The 15,000-nt window shown below is 65.2% G+C and carries 15 protein-coding genes; 10 read left to right on the plus strand and 5 right to left on the minus strand.

Annotated elements, in window-relative coordinates; genetic code table 11:
• Positions 1 to 45: 45 nt before the first annotated feature.
• A complete protein-coding gene (locus AC07R0_RS07560) occupies positions 46 to 2,625 on the minus strand; it encodes a chemotaxis protein CheW (RefSeq protein WP_495104358.1) in 2,580 nt (859 codons plus the stop codon).
• 212 nt (positions 2,626 to 2,837) lie between these two features.
• Here AC07R0_RS07560 and AC07R0_RS07565 point away from each other — a divergent pair, with 212 nt between their 5' ends.
• The 5 genes from AC07R0_RS07565 to AC07R0_RS07585 all read left to right on the plus strand — a co-directional run bounded on the left by AC07R0_RS07565 (position 2,838) and on the right by AC07R0_RS07585 (position 6,844).
• On the plus strand, positions 2,838 to 3,599 hold the full coding sequence (locus tag AC07R0_RS07565) for a tRNA-uridine aminocarboxypropyltransferase (RefSeq protein ID WP_495104359.1): 762 nt from the start codon (positions 2,838 to 2,840) through the stop codon (positions 3,597 to 3,599).
• Between the two features lie 171 nt (positions 3,600 to 3,770).
• Positions 3,771 to 4,382: a hypothetical protein gene (locus AC07R0_RS07570; protein ID WP_495104360.1), complete on the plus strand. Its 612-nt coding sequence runs from the start codon at positions 3,771 to 3,773 to the stop codon at positions 4,380 to 4,382.
• A 79-nt stretch (positions 4,383 to 4,461) separates the two neighbouring features.
• Positions 4,462 to 5,166, plus strand: coding sequence for a glutathione S-transferase N-terminal domain-containing protein (locus AC07R0_RS07575; RefSeq protein ID WP_495097609.1), 705 nt, complete (start codon positions 4,462 to 4,464; stop codon positions 5,164 to 5,166).
• 210 nt (positions 5,167 to 5,376) lie between these two features.
• Entirely contained in the window at positions 5,377 to 6,222 is an 846-nt protein-coding gene (locus AC07R0_RS07580) for a transglutaminase-like domain-containing protein (protein WP_495104361.1), read from the plus strand.
• Between the two features lie 121 nt (positions 6,223 to 6,343).
• On the plus strand, positions 6,344 to 6,844 hold the full coding sequence (locus AC07R0_RS07585) for a DUF1439 domain-containing protein (RefSeq protein ID WP_495074139.1): 501 nt from the start codon (positions 6,344 to 6,346) through the stop codon (positions 6,842 to 6,844).
• Positions 6,845 to 6,847: 3 nt separating this feature from the next.
• On the opposite strand, the gene AC07R0_RS07590 is transcribed toward AC07R0_RS07585, so the two are convergent.
• On the minus strand, positions 6,848 to 7,516 hold the full coding sequence (locus AC07R0_RS07590; RefSeq protein ID WP_495104362.1) for a glutathione S-transferase family protein: 669 nt from the start codon (positions 7,514 to 7,516) through the stop codon (positions 6,848 to 6,850).
• Positions 7,517 to 7,593: 77 nt separating this feature from the next.
• Between AC07R0_RS07590 and AC07R0_RS07595 the strand changes: the two genes are divergently transcribed.
• On the plus strand, positions 7,594 to 8,478 hold the full coding sequence (locus AC07R0_RS07595) for a LysR family transcriptional regulator (RefSeq protein WP_495104363.1): 885 nt from the start codon (positions 7,594 to 7,596) through the stop codon (positions 8,476 to 8,478).
• 24 nt (positions 8,479 to 8,502) lie between these two features.
• Here the strand turns inward: AC07R0_RS07595 and AC07R0_RS07600 are convergent, their stop codons facing one another.
• Positions 8,503 to 8,769, minus strand: a complete 267-nt coding sequence (locus AC07R0_RS07600) for a hypothetical protein (RefSeq protein ID WP_495104364.1) — start codon at positions 8,767 to 8,769, stop codon at positions 8,503 to 8,505.
• 215 nt (positions 8,770 to 8,984) lie between these two features.
• On the opposite strand from AC07R0_RS07600, the gene msrA reads away from it, so the two are divergent.
• Positions 8,985 to 9,722, plus strand: coding sequence for a peptide-methionine (S)-S-oxide reductase MsrA (gene msrA / locus AC07R0_RS07605; protein ID WP_495104365.1), 738 nt, complete (start codon positions 8,985 to 8,987; stop codon positions 9,720 to 9,722).
• Between the two features lie 15 nt (positions 9,723 to 9,737).
• Here the strand turns inward: msrA and AC07R0_RS07610 are convergent, their stop codons facing one another.
• A complete protein-coding gene (locus AC07R0_RS07610) occupies positions 9,738 to 10,697 on the minus strand; it encodes a LysR family transcriptional regulator (RefSeq protein ID WP_495104366.1) in 960 nt (319 codons plus the stop codon).
• A 114-nt stretch (positions 10,698 to 10,811) separates the two neighbouring features.
• On the opposite strand from AC07R0_RS07610, the gene AC07R0_RS07615 reads away from it, so the two are divergent.
• The gene (locus AC07R0_RS07615) at positions 10,812 to 11,684 is read left to right on the plus strand and encodes an oxidoreductase (RefSeq protein ID WP_495104367.1); all 873 of its coding nucleotides are present in this window, start codon (positions 10,812 to 10,814) and stop codon (positions 11,682 to 11,684) included.
• Between the two features lie 43 nt (positions 11,685 to 11,727).
• On the opposite strand, the gene AC07R0_RS07620 is transcribed toward AC07R0_RS07615, so the two are convergent.
• Positions 11,728 to 12,249: a GFA family protein gene (locus tag AC07R0_RS07620; protein WP_495104368.1), complete on the minus strand. Its 522-nt coding sequence runs from the start codon at positions 12,247 to 12,249 to the stop codon at positions 11,728 to 11,730.
• A 280-nt stretch (positions 12,250 to 12,529) separates the two neighbouring features.
• Here AC07R0_RS07620 and AC07R0_RS07625 point away from each other — a divergent pair, with 280 nt between their 5' ends.
• Complete coding sequence (locus AC07R0_RS07625) at positions 12,530 to 13,561, plus strand: pirin family protein (protein WP_495104369.1); 1,032 nt, start codon at positions 12,530 to 12,532, stop codon at positions 13,559 to 13,561.
• A 66-nt stretch (positions 13,562 to 13,627) separates the two neighbouring features.
• Positions 13,628 to 14,923, plus strand: coding sequence for an MFS transporter (locus AC07R0_RS07630; protein WP_495104370.1), 1,296 nt, complete (start codon positions 13,628 to 13,630; stop codon positions 14,921 to 14,923).
• Positions 14,924 to 15,000 lie beyond the last annotated feature (77 nt).

Here is a 15,000-nt window from a genome sequence, read left to right on the forward strand (position 1 = left end):
CGTAGGTATTTACTGCGCTACCAGCTATTTTTGTGTGGGTTTTCTTTACGCAAACAAACGCTGTACGGCCGGGTCCAGGCTCAGGTCTTGGGGCGCCAGCTCGCCGGTGCTGCACTGCTGCAACCAGGCCAGCGCAATGCGGCACAGCAGGGTTTGCTTGTCTGCTTGCAGCGGGGTGCTGGTGGTGACGGAGACCACGGCGTCTATCAGCGATACGGCGTTGGGGTCGGTGGTGGTGCGCAGGGCTTGCAGGGTGCGGGTGTCGATATCGATCATGCCGCCCAGGGCGTCGACGCGCAGCGCGAATTCACGCTGTCTGCCGTCTTCCATCGGTATCTGCAGCACCAGCATCTGGCGCGTGGGGTCGGGCTCGCGCGAGGGGGGCGTGCCGTGGGCGCCGATGACGCCGTGCAGGTCCAGCACCTGGTAGACCTTGCCTTCAATTTGCGCGAAGCCCAGCATCGGTGGGCGGGCACTGCCGGCGCTCATGACGGAGGTGTCAGCCGCCGCGTTCAGGATGTAGCGCACGTCCAGGCCCAGCCAGTGGCCGGCGATGCCAAAGGTGCCCAGCTGCAGGTGGTGCTCGGCGGGAATGCGTGGCGTCTGGCGCACCACGGGCAGGTCGGCGTTGTCCTTGCCGCTGCGCGGGCACAGGTGCCGCAGCGCCTGGCAGCGCAGGCCGTGCGTGTAGTGGTCGACGGTGCCGAACTCGCGGTAGCCGCGCCCGGGGGCGTCGCCCACGCCGTACAGCTGGCCTTGCATGTCTATCACCGGCTGGCCAGACATGGCCTCTTGCAGCGGTGCGTTGCTGGGTCGCTGCATGCTGTTCGGGCTGGTGTGCAGCAGTTGGCCGCTGGGGTCTACAAAGGCCAGCAGGTCTTGCGTGCCCATGCCTTCGGAGCAGTCTTGCAGTATGGATTGCATTTGCGCATGCGCATCCCAGACGATGGCGATGCCACCCAGCGCTGCCGCCTGGCGGGCCTGCGGGTTGTGAATGGCCGCGGCATAGACATAGGTGGGGCCATCGGCATAGAAGCGGCTGGGTGCAAAGGGGCTGACGGTGTAGTCCTGCTCGCCGCCCAGGCGCAACGTGGCGGCTACCCAGGTCTCATCCAGCACCGTGCCTACGTGGTGGGACTGGCTGGGTTGGGACACGGCCAGCACCTGGCCTTGGCGGTCAAACAGCACCAGGCAGGCATAGACGGTGTACAGCCCGTTGATCTGCTGCAGCACGGCTGTGGATTGGTCGCAGCCGATGGTGCTGGCCTGCAGCGTGGCCGCGAACTGCGGCGTCAGCGCCCACCAGCGGCAGTCGTTGGCGCGCTCGTACAGGTTGCGGTCCAAGATCTGCATGGCCAGGTCGGCGCGGTGCTGTACATCGCGCAGCATGGCGCGCATGACCACCTCGTGCAGATCGCGCAGGGCGCTGGCAAAAGCCTGGGCGGTCTTGTGGGCCGTGGCGCCGATTTCAGACAGCAGGGTTTTGGCAAACAAGGTGTCGCGGGCCTGCGACTCGGAGCCGTTGGCTGCGAGGTGGTTCAGCTCCAGCAGCCCGTTCCAGACCGAGCGCTCCAGGGCCGACTGGATGGCGGCCGAGCGCTTGGGGATGTGGCTGAGCTCGCCGGCCAGAAAGTCCGGGTTGGCACAGACTTCGTCCATCAACGCGAAGGTGGTGTCGTTGTCGTCCGCGTCAAAGGCGCCGTCCAGCGGGCGTATGGCCAGGCCGCGCCAGCCCGGGCCGGTATAGCCCTGGAAGCCCACGCTGTCGCGCACCACGGCCAGGTATTTGCGGCCCAGATGGCGCAGCATGAACGTGCCTGGGCTGGCGGCCTGGGGCAGTTGCCAGCCCGGTGGGAGTTGCAGGGCGTCGCTGGAATGCAGCACCTGGCCCTGGGGGCTGACCAGGGCCAGCACGGCGTCGTGGCCCTGCGGGTTGTCGCCCTGTACCTGGGCAAAGATGGCGGCAGCCTCGTCGGCCAGCTTGAACTGCAGGCACAGCACGCCCGACGGCCGGCCGGCCACGGCGACTGGTTGGGCGTAGAGCAGCGTCGGGGCCGCGTCTGTGGCGTCCGCGCAAAAGCCGTGCACGGCATAGTGCTCGGTATAGGCGGCCTGGCTGGTGCGCACCTCTTGCAGAAATGCCGCGTCTTGCGCGCTGACCGGGTGGCTGTGCGTGGCGGCGGAGGAAAGGGAGGCCTGCAACTCCGACTGCGCGTCGAACAGAAAAATATTGCCGTACACCGTGTACTTGCTGGCATAGCTGCGCAGGCGGGCTTCCATGGCCGGGCGCTGGCTGGCATCGGCCTGCGCCAGGTAGTCGGCAATGGCCACGTCGGTGGCAAAGAAGCCGATGTCGGCCGTGCGCTCGAACAGGTTGCGCACCAGGATGTCGATGCTGACCTGGGCCTGCGCGCCCAGGTCGTCCAGTGCGGTCTTCAGCGCTTCGCTGGACAGGCCAAGCATCATCTCTTCGGACAGCGCGGCAAAGTCCTGCCGGGCACGGGCCAGATCGCCGCCGGAAGAGGCTTTGGCCGATAGTGGCGAGAGCGAGGACAGCAGCGACAGGCTGTCCCACGCAGCCTCTATGAGTCGTAATTCTTGGCGTTGTTGCTGAACGCTGGGCATGTGGCTCAGCAGTTGTCCGGGGTGTAGGAGTGGATGGGGCTGCTGCATGGTCACTGTTGGAGATAACGGAGCAAGCACAATTTTGTGTGTTTGTGTACTTGCGTATCGAATGTAAGCAACCGTTATACCCGGGGTCAATGGTGGATCACCCGGAGGGCACCCGACCACACCCGACAATAGGGCCTCTGCCCACGCCATTCCCAAGACTTCCCATGCCCCACGCCACGCCCTTCGCGCACCATGCACCCCACGCGGTGTCCCGCCTGCGCTCTGCCCGTTTGGCGCGCAGCGCCAAGCCTTTTCTGGCGCGGGGCGGCTCCAAGGTGGAGCGCTGCACAGGTTGCCGGCTGGCGCCCAGCCACTGCATGTGCGCGCTGCGCCCGGCGGTACCCACGCGGGCCGGGGTGTGCCTGTTGATGGCCGATATCGAGCCGCTCAAGCCCAGCAACACCGGCTGGCTGATCGCCGATGTGGTGGCCGACACCTGGGCCTTTGGCTGGGCCCGCACCGAGGTGGACCCGGCCCTGCTGACCCTGCTGGCCGACCCGCAGTGGCAGCCCTATTTGGTGTTCCCCGGCGAGTTCGTGGCGCCCGAGCGGGTGGTGACGGACCTGCTGCCTGTGGCTGACACTGCCCCTGCCAAACGCCCGCTGTTCGTGCTGCTGGACGCCACCTGGCCCGAGGCGCGCAAGATGTTCCGCAAAAGCCCGTATCTGGACCGGTTGCCGGTGCTGAGCCTGCAGGCCGAACGCATCTCGCGCTACAAGCTGCGCCGGTCCCGCCGCGACGACCACTTCTGCACCTCCGAGGTAGCCGGCCTGTGCCTGGAACTGGCCGGCGAGCTGCACGCCGCACAGACCCTGGAGGCCTATCTGGACGTCTTCACCCACCGCTACCTGCAAGCCAAACAGCAGCAGCCCGTTGACGCGGACAACGCGGCGCACCAGCAGCTGCGGGGGCTGCGGTTGGTGTGAGCTTGCTATTTTTGTGATATCTGATGGCGTAGTATTTGTATGCGCTGGAGGCTTGCAGGGTATGGATTTTGGATGCCCCTAAAGTTCCGTCTGCGCTCTGAATAGCCCTGCACGCCGCAGGTTCACATAGCGTCTATAAACTTTGCGGCTTTCCTCTTTTGGAGCCGTTCCATGCTGTTGATGACACGCCGCACTGCGGCCTTTGCTCTGTGTATGGCTGCCAACCTGGCATTTGCCCAAGCCGCCTCTGCCCCTACCGTGCGTGTGCGCGGCACGGTGCAGAGCGTGGCGCCAGGCTTGCTGACGGTGAAGGACCGCAGCGGCGAGGTGGTGGACCTGGTGCTGCCCGAGAAGACGCCGGTGTCCGAGGTGTTCCCCATGGCCATGTCGGATATCAAGCCCGGCAGCTTCATCGGCACGGCGGCCATGCCGCAGGCCGACGGCACCGAGCGCGCCATTGCGGTGATGGTGTTCCCCGAATCGGCGCGCGGCGTGGGTGAAGGCCACCGGCCTTTCGACATGCTGCCGCAAAGCACCATGACCAATGCCACCGTGGCCGACGTGGTGGCCGCGCCCAAGGGCCGCACCATGCAGCTGAAATACAAGGACGGCGCCCGCGACATCGTGGTGCCCGAAGACGCACCGGTGGTCAGCTTCAAGCCCGGCGACAGCAGCCTGCTGGTGCCCGGTGCCAGCGTGTCCCTGTCGGCCCAGGTGCTGAACGACAAACCCACCGTCACGCGCATCAGCGCCGGGCGCAACGGCTTCCAACTGCCGTATTGATTTGCTCTTGATTCCGTAGCTGCTGGCGCAGGTACTGCCTGCGTCAGAGGCATTTTTTATCTATACCCCGGATTTGCCCATGACCGATCTTTCCGCCTTTCCCATCACCCGCAAATGGCCCGCCCAGCACCCGGAGCGGCTGCAGTTGTATTCGCTGCCCACGCCCAACGGCGTGAAGGTGTCCATTGCGCTGGAGGAAATCGGCCTGCCGTACGAGGTGCACCTGGTGAGCTTCGAGAAGAACGACCAGATGTCGCCCGAATTTTTGTCGCTGAACCCGAACAACAAGATCCCCGCCATCCTGGACCCGAACGGGCCCGGCGGGCAGCCGCTGGCGCTGTTTGAGTCGGGCGCCATCCTGATCTACCTGGCCGACAAGACCGGCCAGCTGGTCCCGCAAGACGCGGCACGGCGCTACGAATGCATACAGTGGCTGATGTTCCAGATGGGCGGCATCGGCCCCATGTTTGGCCAGGTTGGCTTCTTCCACAAGTTCGCCGGCAAGGACTATGAAGACAAGCGCCCGCGCGACCGCTACCTGGCCGAGAGCAAGCGCCTGCTGGCCGTGCTGGACCAGCGGCTGCAGGGCCGCAGCTGGATCATGGGCGACGACTACAGCATTGCCGACATCGCCATCCTGCCCTGGGTGCGTAACCTGGTGGGCTTTTATGGCGCGGGCGACCTGGTGGGTTTCTCCGACTTTGCCAATGTGCAGCGCGTGCTGGCCGCCTTTGTGGACCGCCCCGCCGTGGCCAAGGGCTTGAACATTCCCCCGCGCGGTTAAGGCCGCCGTTTCTTTTGCTCCTGTTTGTATAGCTGCTGGCACAGGTAACGCCTGGTCTGGGGGCTGATGGGGTGTGGAGGTGTAGGACATGTCCCACGTGGCTGCGGGCGTCTGGCTGCTGGGGGCCGGCGGCATGTGGGCGCACACTGGTCGCTGGCGAGTTCGAACGGGTCGAGGTCGTGCACACGCTCTTTATGACCAGGCAGTCCCATGCATATCCAGATCGGGTTCGACATCGAACTCTCCATCACCTCGCCCATGGCGTTCATTTACCTGCTGCACGTGCACCCCTCGCGCAGCGGTGATTTGTGGGCTCCGGAGCAGATCCAGGTGGGGCCTGGCCTGGTGCCGGAGGAGTATTTCGACGCCTTTGGCAATTTGTGCGGCCGGGTGAATGCGCCGGCTGGCATGGGCCAGGTGCGCTTCAGCAGCCGGGCCGTGGTGCGCGACCATGGCCTGCGCGACGAGATCAACCTGGGCGCCTGGCAGCACGACCCTACCGAGCTGCCCACCGCCACCCTGCAGTTCCTGCTGCCCAGCCGCTACTGCGAGGTGGACAGCGAGCTGCTGCAGTTCGCCTGGAACCAGTTTGGCCAGACGCCGCTGGGCTGGGCCCGGGTGCAGGCGATTTGCGACTTTGTGCACAACCACATCCGCTTTGATTACATGGCTGCCCGCGCCACCCGTACCGCGGTGGAGGGCTTCCGCGAAGGTACCGGCGTGTGCCGCGACTACACGCATCTGGCCATCACCCTGTGCCGCTGCATGAACATTCCGGCGCGCTACTGCACTGGCTACCTGGGCGATATCGGCATACCACCGGTGCCGTACCCGATGGACTTCAGCGCCTGGTTCGAGGTCTACCTGGGCGACCGCTGGTACACCTTCGACGCACGCCACAACACGCCGCGCATCGGCCGCGTGGTCATGGCGCGTGGCCGCGACGCAGGCGACGTGCCCATCACCATGGCTTTCGGCGAGAACACCCTGAGCCGTTTCGACGTGACCACCTATGAGGTGGATGAGTGGGGCAACCCGGTGGAGAACATGCTGTAACCTGGCCTTTGGAACTTTGGTCTGCCGTGCGGACCAGAGTGAGACTAGGAGGCATATGCAACGTAGACATTGCTTGATAGCCAGCGCTAGATGGGCGCTTCTGGGGATGGGCGTGTTGGCCATGGACACAGCACGGGCGCAGCCTAGCTACACCGTGTCTGCCCAGGTGCTGCAGCAAACGCTGGCCCAGCGCTTTCCGCTGCGCTACCCGGTGCAGGGTCTGCTGAACCTGGACGTGCAAACCCCGCGTCTGCGTCTGCTGCCCGCGCAGAACCGGCTGAGCGCCGCCATGCAGCTGGAGGCCGCCGGCCCGGTGTTGGGCCGCAGCTACAGCGGCAGCTTCGATGTGGACTTTGCGCTGCGCTACGAGGCCAGCGACCAGACCATACGCGCCTACCAGCTGCACTTTCAGAACCTGCAGTTTCCCGAGCTGCCGCCGGAGTTGCAGGTGATGCTCAGCAGCATGGGCCCTGCGCTGGCCAAGCAGTCCCTGCAGGAGGTGGTGCTGCACACCCTGCGCCCGCAAGACCTGGCCTTGGCCGACACCATGGGCCTGCAGCCGGGCAGCATTACCGTGACGGACAAGGGGCTGGTGATCGGCTTTGTGAACAAGCCGGCCTGATCTTTAAACCAGAGCCGGCGCGGCCAGGCGCTGCGCCAGCGCGGAGGGGCGCTGGCTTAAAAACCGGCGCAGCAGCTCGGGGTAGTCACCGCCCACGGCACCTTTGACAGATGGCCGGGCGGCCAGGGCCTGGCGCCAGGCGCGCAGCTTGGGTGTAGCGGCAAAAAAGCCGAAGTCGCCCAGGCCGTCGAACACATCGAAGTAGCGGAATACCGGGCCGAAGACCGCATCCACCATCGAAAAGCGCGGGCCCGCAAAGTAGGGGCCGTCCTGTAAGGCAGCTTCCAGCTGTGCCGACTGGGTGCGCAGCTCGGCGGCCTTGCTCCCCAGTGCGGCGTCGTCGGGCGCGTTGTAGAAGCCGGCGATGGTGTTCAGCATGGCCGAGCCAAACTCCATCCAGGCGCGGTGGCGTGCGCGCTGCAGCGCGTCTTCGGGGTGCAGCCGGGGCGTGAGCGTGTCCTCCAGGTATTCGCAGATCACGGCCGACTCGAAGATGGCTTGGCCGTCCACCTGCAGCACCGGCGTCTTGCCCAGCGGCGAGATCTGCAAAAACCAGTCGGGCTTGTGGGCCAGGTCGATGTGGATGCGTTCAAAGGGCAGATTCTTCTCTGCCAGCACGATGGCGGCGCGTTGCACATAGGGGCAGAGTGGGTGGCTGATAAGTGTGGGCATGGTGTGGGTCTGTTGCGTGGAGATGCCCAGACTGTAGGATTGTGCAGACGCAATAAAAATAGGTGGATCTGCAAACCATGCATGCAAAAACGCAATACAAGCTGAGTGCTGCCGATGTGGAAACCGTGCTGGCCCTGGTGCGTGCCGGCACCCTGGCGGGGGCCGGTGAACGGCTGGCGCTGGATGCGTCCACCGTGTTCCGCAGCATCCAGCGCCTGGAGAAGGGCCTGGGCCAGCGCCTGTTTGCGCGCTCGCGCACCGGCTATTTGCCGTTGGAACTGGCGCAGGAGCTGGCCAGCCGTGGCGAGCAGATGGAGTCCCTGTTGGAGGCCGCGCGGTCCGCCGCACAGTCACTGCCCGAGCAGGTCTCGGGCACGGTGCGCATCACCAGCACCGACACCATCTTGCATGCGCTGGTGGCGCCGGCCTTGCAGGCTTTGCACACCCAGCACCCGTTGCTGGCCTATGAGCTGCATGCGGGCAATGAACTGGCCAGCCTGACGCGGCGTGACGCCGACATCGCGGTGCGCGCCACCCAGCGGCCGCCGCCGCACCTGGTGGGCAAGCACATAGGCCCCATCCGCGTGGCGCTGTTCGCAGGTTTGCACAGCGGTATTGAACGGTTCGATGCCGAGATGGCCGTCCAGGCCCGTTGGGTGGCGCCCGATGAAGGGCTGCCTGATCACCCGTCTGTGGTCTGGCGCAAAAAGCATTTTTCCAAGGTGGCGCCCGCGTACCGAGTCAACAGCATCCTGACCGTGGCCGAGCTGGTCGCCCAAGGTCTGGGCATAGGTGTGCTGCCGCTGTTTCTGGCGCAGCGCCGCAAGGACCTGCACCAGCTAAGCGATCCGCTGGACGAAGCCCAGACCGAACTCTGGCTGCTGACGCACACCGAGTCCCGCCACCTGCGGCGGGTGCATGCGGTGTACAGCCATTTGGCGCAGCACCTGGCGCTGGTGTAGTGCTGCGCCGGTAACGGCTCGGATTTACTTCTTCATGGCATCGGTTGCCATGCCGTCCTTCATCATGGTGTTGTCTTTCTTCATCATGTCGTCCTTCTTCATGTCGTCTTTTTTCGCCATGGCGTGCTTCTTGGCCATGGGCTTTTTCATCTCATCTTTCTTCATCATGCTGTCCTGGGCCATGCCGTCCTTTTTCATCATGTCGTCTTTTTTCATGGTGTCTTCGGCCATGGCGCCGGCGGTGGCCATCAGCAGGCAGGCGGAGATCAGGGTGGCGGAGACTTTGTTCATGGTGGTTCCTGTGGGGTACGTGCAGGCGCTGCGGCGGGGTGCCGCAGCTGTCTGTAAGCTTTGGTCGGGCGGGCGGCGCAAACCTTACACACCGGCAAGATTTATGTGTGCGCCAGGGCTGGGTGTAAGGATCTGGCACCCGGGCCGACCAAGAGGCAATGAACCTTGTGAACCATGCACTCCGCAGCGACACAGACCTATACAAAGGACTTGCCATGCCACGTACCGCCCCCGCTCCATCCCGCCCCGCCATCCCCAAGATGCTGCTGCTGTTGATCGCCGGCGCGCTGCTGCTGGCCATCGTCTACCTGAGCCCGAACGCTGCGGCCGAAAAGGCGGTCAGCATTCCGCCGCCATCGGCCCAGGCGCTGGCGGGTGTGGCACCGGCCAGCCAGGCGAGTGAGACCGTGGTGTTCGCCGGTGGCTGTTTCTGGGGAATCCAGGCGGTGTTCCAGCACACCAACGGCGTGCTGGAGGCGGTGTCCGGCTATGCCGGCGGCAAGCAGTCGGATGCGCACTACGAGACTGTCAGCGGTGGTGGCACCGGCCATGCGGAAGCGGTGCAAGTGCGCTTCGACCCCCAGCAGGTCAGCTACGCGCAGCTGCTGCAAATCTATTTCTCGGTAGCCCATGACCCCACGCAAATGAACCGGCAGTACCCCGACGTCGGCACGCAGTACCGGTCTGCGCTGTTCTACACCAGCCTCGGGCAGAAGACCGTGGCTGAGCGCTACATCGCCGAGCTGGATGCCGCCAAGGTCTTCCCCAGCAAGATCGTGACCCAGCTCAGCCCGCTGCAGGGTTTTTACCCGGCAGAGAAGTACCACCAGAATTACGCCACCCTGCACCCCACGGCGTCCTATATCGCGCAGTTCGATCTGCCCAAGATTGCCAACCTGAAGAGCCTGTTGCCAGCGGTGTACCGCGAGCAGCCCGTGCTGGTGGCGAATTGACGCCTGCGCAGGCGCTCAGCCGGCCCGCCGCCGTGGCTTTTTGGCCGGGGTCAGCTCGTGTGGCTGCAGCACGAACTGCGGGTTGCCCACCAGCCGCTCCACCGCCAGGTCGATGAAGGCGCGCACCCGTGCCGGTTGGGCCGTGCGGCTGCCGTAGTACACGTACAGGCCCAGATGGTCGGTCACGTGTTCGGTGAGTAAGGGCGCTAGTTGCCCGGCGCGTACCAGTGGCGCGGCCGTTGTGCCCACCAGCTGGCCAATTGCCTGGCCGGCCAGCACGGCGCGGGCTTCCAGCTCCACATCGTTGCAGATCAGGGTCGAGGCGATGTTGCGGGCCACGATTTCCTCGCCTATCTTGAATTCCCAGGGCATCGGCTTGCCTGTGCTGGCATGGCGAAAGCCGCTGCAACGGTGCTGTGCCAGCGCGTCGATGCTGGTGGGCGCGCCATGCTTGGCGATGTAGGCGGGGGCTGCGCAGACCACCAACTGCAAGGACAGCAGCCGCCGAGAGATGCTGCCCTCCGGCGGCTGGCCGGCCCTGAAGCCGACATCGACCCGGTCTTCCACCCAGTTGCTGAGGCGGTCGTCCATCTGCACATCGGGTTCGATCTGCGGATGGCGGCGGCAATATTCTTCCAGCACCGGCCACAGCACCTCCAGCATGATGGAGCGCGGCGCCACGATGCGCAGCGGCCCGGCGATCTCTTCGCGGCCCCGGCGCGCCCCGTGCAGCGCGCGCTGCAGGGTCGACAGGCCTGGCTGCGCGGCGTGGAGGAATTGTTCGCCCTCTTCCGTCAGGCTCAGGCTGCGGGTGGTGCGGTGGAACAGGCGCACGCCCAGGTGCTGCTCCAGCTGCACCAGCGCCTGGCTGGCGGCCTGCGGGCTGATGCCTTGCGCTGCGGCCGCCTGGCGCAGGCTGCCGAGTTCGGCGGCTTTGACGAAGGTGGCAACTGCGCGCAGTTCGTTGATGGCCATGGGGTTCTACATTGTCATGAATTTCTTGATTATGAAGCCAGCGATTGCCAGCTATTCAGATGCGGGTGCAAAAACTACATTGCCCTACCGCAACATTGATTCAAGGACTTCACCATGACAAGCAACACTTCTTTTTCCCGCACCTGGATGGTCACCGGCGCATCGCGCGGCATAGGCGCGCGCATCACCGAGGCCGCGCTGGCCCAGGGTGACGCCGTGGTCGCCACCGCCCGCGACGCGGCGGCGCTGCAGCAGCGCTTCGGCCACAGCGAGGCCTTGCTGGCCCTGCCGCTGGACGTGGCCGACGAAGCCCAGGCCGCGCGCGCCGTGGCAGCCGCGCTGGACCGCTTTGGCCGCATCGACGTGCTGGTCAACAACGCCGGCTACGGCCTGCTGGGCGCGGTGGAAGAAGCCAGCGCCGACGAAGTGCGCCGCTTGTACGAGACCAATGTGTTCGGCCTGCTGAACGTCACCCGCGCCGTGCTGCCCGCCATGCGGGCGCGCCGCCAGGGTCACGTCATCAACATCTCGTCGCTGGGCGGCTACCAGTCGGCGGCGGGCTTTGGCCTGTACTGCTCGACCAAGTTCGCGGTCGAAGGCCTGACCGAAGCCCTGCATGCCGAGCTGGCGCCGCTGGGCATCCACGTGACGGCGGTGCAGCCGGGCTACTTCCGCACCGACTTTCTGGATGCCGCATCGCTGGCCGTGTCGCCGCGCATCCTGGGCGACTACGCCGCCAGCGCCGGCCAGGTGCGCGTGGCCGCGACGCAGATCAACCACCAGCAGCCCGGCGACCCGCTGCGGCTGGCCCAGGCGCTGCTGGCCCTGGTGGCATCGCCGACCCCACCGCTGCGCCTGCCCTTGGGCACCGACACGCTGCAAACCATTGCCGACAAGCATGCGTTCGTAGAGCGCGAAACCGCGCAGTGGCGTGGATTGGCTGCGTCGACGGATTTCCCTAAACAGGTTGCAGCGGTGGTTGTCTGATTTGCTATAAAAATAGCAGCTGCTTGCGCTTGTTCTTCCTACGCTAGCGCTTGGTTTTGCGTGAAGTTTTGGCGGCCTGCGCATCTGATACCAACCCCCGCTGCGCATGCCATTCGGCCAGCGAAAAATCGGGGTAGCCGCCAAAGCGTGGGTCGCCCTTGTGGCCTTCTACCCGTACCCACGGGGCCTTGGAGTCCAACAGGCAGTGCACGTTCTCAGGCGGCGTCGGCAGCGGCGTGTCGATGGCGCCGGCATGCGGGTGCATCAGGTCCGGCCATTGCGGGTCCCACAACCACAGGGCGGTGCCGCAGCGGCTGCAAAAGTGGCGTTGCCCGCTGCTGTGGTGCACGTCGTCGCCTTCGCGGATGTCGGCCTGGTACACCCGCAAATGCCGTTTGCCAGTGACTTTCAAGGTGCGGTGGTCGGCGCCCAGGTTGATGGCATAGCCGCCGCTGCCGGCCGTCTTGCGGCAGATGCTGCAGTAGCAGCGCATGAAGGGCACGGGCTCGTGGGATTCGACCGAAAACTTGACCTTGCCGCAGTGGCAGGAGCCTTCCAGATGCATGCTGTGTCCTAGGGTTTCAATTCACCCAGCAAGGCGGGGATCAGCTTCGCCACCGTGGGGTGGTTGTGCATGGTGTGCATGGCCTGCCGCAGTACCGGTAGTGCGCTTCGGTGACCATCATGTTCATCGCTAGCCGCCGCCCAGGCTAGGGTCTGAAAGTCAGTGTATCGTTGGATATGTCTCCCTGCCGTCGGCCGGGTCTTGGCCTGCATGCCGGAGCTGGCGGTTGAAGTGGCGGCCTGCGCCTCCATGTATAGCTTTTGAAGAAGGAACGTCTGCCATGTCCGCCCCCTCCGCTGTCTTGAACGTTCAGCCCCTCGGTTTTCCGTGGCCGACGATGGACCCGTTTCTGTTCTGCGTCTACCACGATGACGCTTATCCGCAGGCGAATGGCGAACTAGGCCCGGCTGCATCGCTGGCGGGTCGCGCTATCGGGCAGGACTTTAGCCGCAAGGACGGCTGGAGCATGTACCACGGCGAGTCCGTACCTGGCTTTCCGCCACACCCGCACCGCGGTTTCGAGACGGTGACCATTGTGCGCAAAGGTCTGGTGGACCACGCGGATTCGTTGGGTGCCAGTGCCCGTTATGGCGCGGGTGATGTCCAATGGCTGACCACCGGTCGCGGCATCGTGCATGCCGAGATGTTTCCGCTGCTCGACCAGAGCCAGCCGAATCCGCTGGAGCTGTTTCAGATCTGGCTGAACCTGCCCGCGCGCAACAAAATGGTGGAGCCGCACTTCACCATGTTCTGGCAGCATGAAGTGCCGCGGCAGACCTTTACCGATGCGCAAGGGTTGGCCACCGATGTGCGTGTCACCGCCGGCCAGTTGGGTGATGTGACGCCCCTGGCGCCGCCCCCAGGGTCCTTTGCTGCGCAGGCGGATGCGGATGTAGCCATCTGGACCATCACCATGGCGCCCGGCGCGCGCTGGACGCTGCCCGCCGCCAGCGGCGTGCAGACCCAGCGCAGACTGTATTTCTTCAAGGGTGCATCGGTGCAACTGGCTGGCCAGGCCGTATCCGGCCAAACCGCCGTCACGCTGGATGCCTCGCAGCCAGTGGAGCTGGTCAACGGCCCCGAGCTGGCTGAATTTCTGCTGCTGCAAGGCCGTCCGCTGGGCGAGCCGGTGGCGCAGTACGGCCCCTTCGTGATGAACACCCATGCCGAGATCGAGCAGGCCATGGCCGACTACCGCCGCACCCAGTTTGGCGGCTGGCCCTGGGGCGATGCGGAGCCGGTACACGGGCAGGACCCGGCGCGTTTCACCCAGATGCTGGGTGGCGAGAAGCAGTTGCCACCCACTGCCTAGCGACCGCCCCCGGGGGATGTGGCATGGAAATCGCTCTGCGTCCAGGCCACTAACCCAAGGAGCCCTATGCAGGCTAACGTCCCCCAGAAGACCATCTACAAAGTTATTGCTGCCGCATCTATCGGCAATTTTGTAGAGTGGTTTGATTTCGCGGTCTATGGTTTTTTGGCCACCGCCATTTCCCAGCAGTTTTTCCCGGGGGACGATCCGCAGGCCGGCTTGCTCAAGACCTTCGTGGTGTTCGCCGTGGCGTTTGCCTTCCGCCCCCTGGGCGGCGTGGTGTTCGGCATGCTGGGCGACCGCATAGGCCGCAAGCGCACGCTGGCCTTGACAATTCTGCTCATGGCCGCCGCCACCACGGCGATTGGCTTTCTGCCCAACTATGCGGCCATTGGCGTGGCCGCGCCTCTGGCCCTGACGCTGGCGCGTTGCGTGCAGGGCTTCTCGGCTGGCGGCGAATACGCCGGTGCCTGTGCCTATGTGATGGAGCACGCACCGCGCGGCCAGCGCGCCCGTTATGCCAGCTTCTTGCCTGTGTCCACCTTCTCGGCCTTCGCCAGCGCGGCGGTGGTGGCCTATGCCCTGGGTGTGTGGCTGGGGCCACAGGCCATGGCCGACTGGGGCTGGCGGCTGCCGTTCATCCTGTCCGCGCCGCTGGGGCTGATTGGCCTGTACCTGCGCACCAAGCTGGCGGAGACGCCGGCCTTTCAGGCGGTGGCGGAAGAGGACCATGGCGCGCAGCATGCCTCGCTGCGCGAAACCTTTGGCAGCCACGGCCTGCGCATTCTGTGGTTGAGCTTGTTTATCGCCGTGACGGCGCTGTCCTTCTACACCTTCACGACCTATTTCTCGACCTATGTGCAGGTGGTGGGCCAACTGAGCCGCAACCAGGCGCTGCTGGTGGGCGTGTGTGGCTTGCTGGTGGCGATTGCGCTGTGCCCGCTGGCGGGGCGTTACAGCGACCATGTGGGGCGCAAGCGCACGATGTACACCGTGTGTGTGTTGGCGATTGTGTGTGCCTACCCTTCGTTCCAACTGGCCAAGTCGGGCAGTGTGCCGCTGGCTCTGTTGGGCGCGGCTTTGCAGGCCTTGGCGGCCGTGCTGTCGGGCGTGGTGACGGCGGTGCTGCTGTCCGAGCTGTTCCCCACGCGCATCCGCTACACCGCCTCGGCCATCAGCTACAACCTGGCCTACACCGTGTTTGGCGGGACTGCGCCGCTGATGGCCACCTACCTGATCGAGCGCACCGGCAACCACCTGGCACCAGCCTTCTATCTGATGCTGATCGCCGTACTGGCGCTGCTGGGCGCCTCGCGCCTGCCCGAGACGGCGCAGGTAGACCTGGCTGACGTGCGCTCCTGAATCGATAGCTGCCGGCGCAGGTATTGATTGCGCTGGCGGCTGTTTTTATAGAGGCGGAAATGGCCGACCCCAGCCTG

It is taken from the genome of Rhodoferax sp. GW821-FHT07F03, from assembly GCF_059418745.1.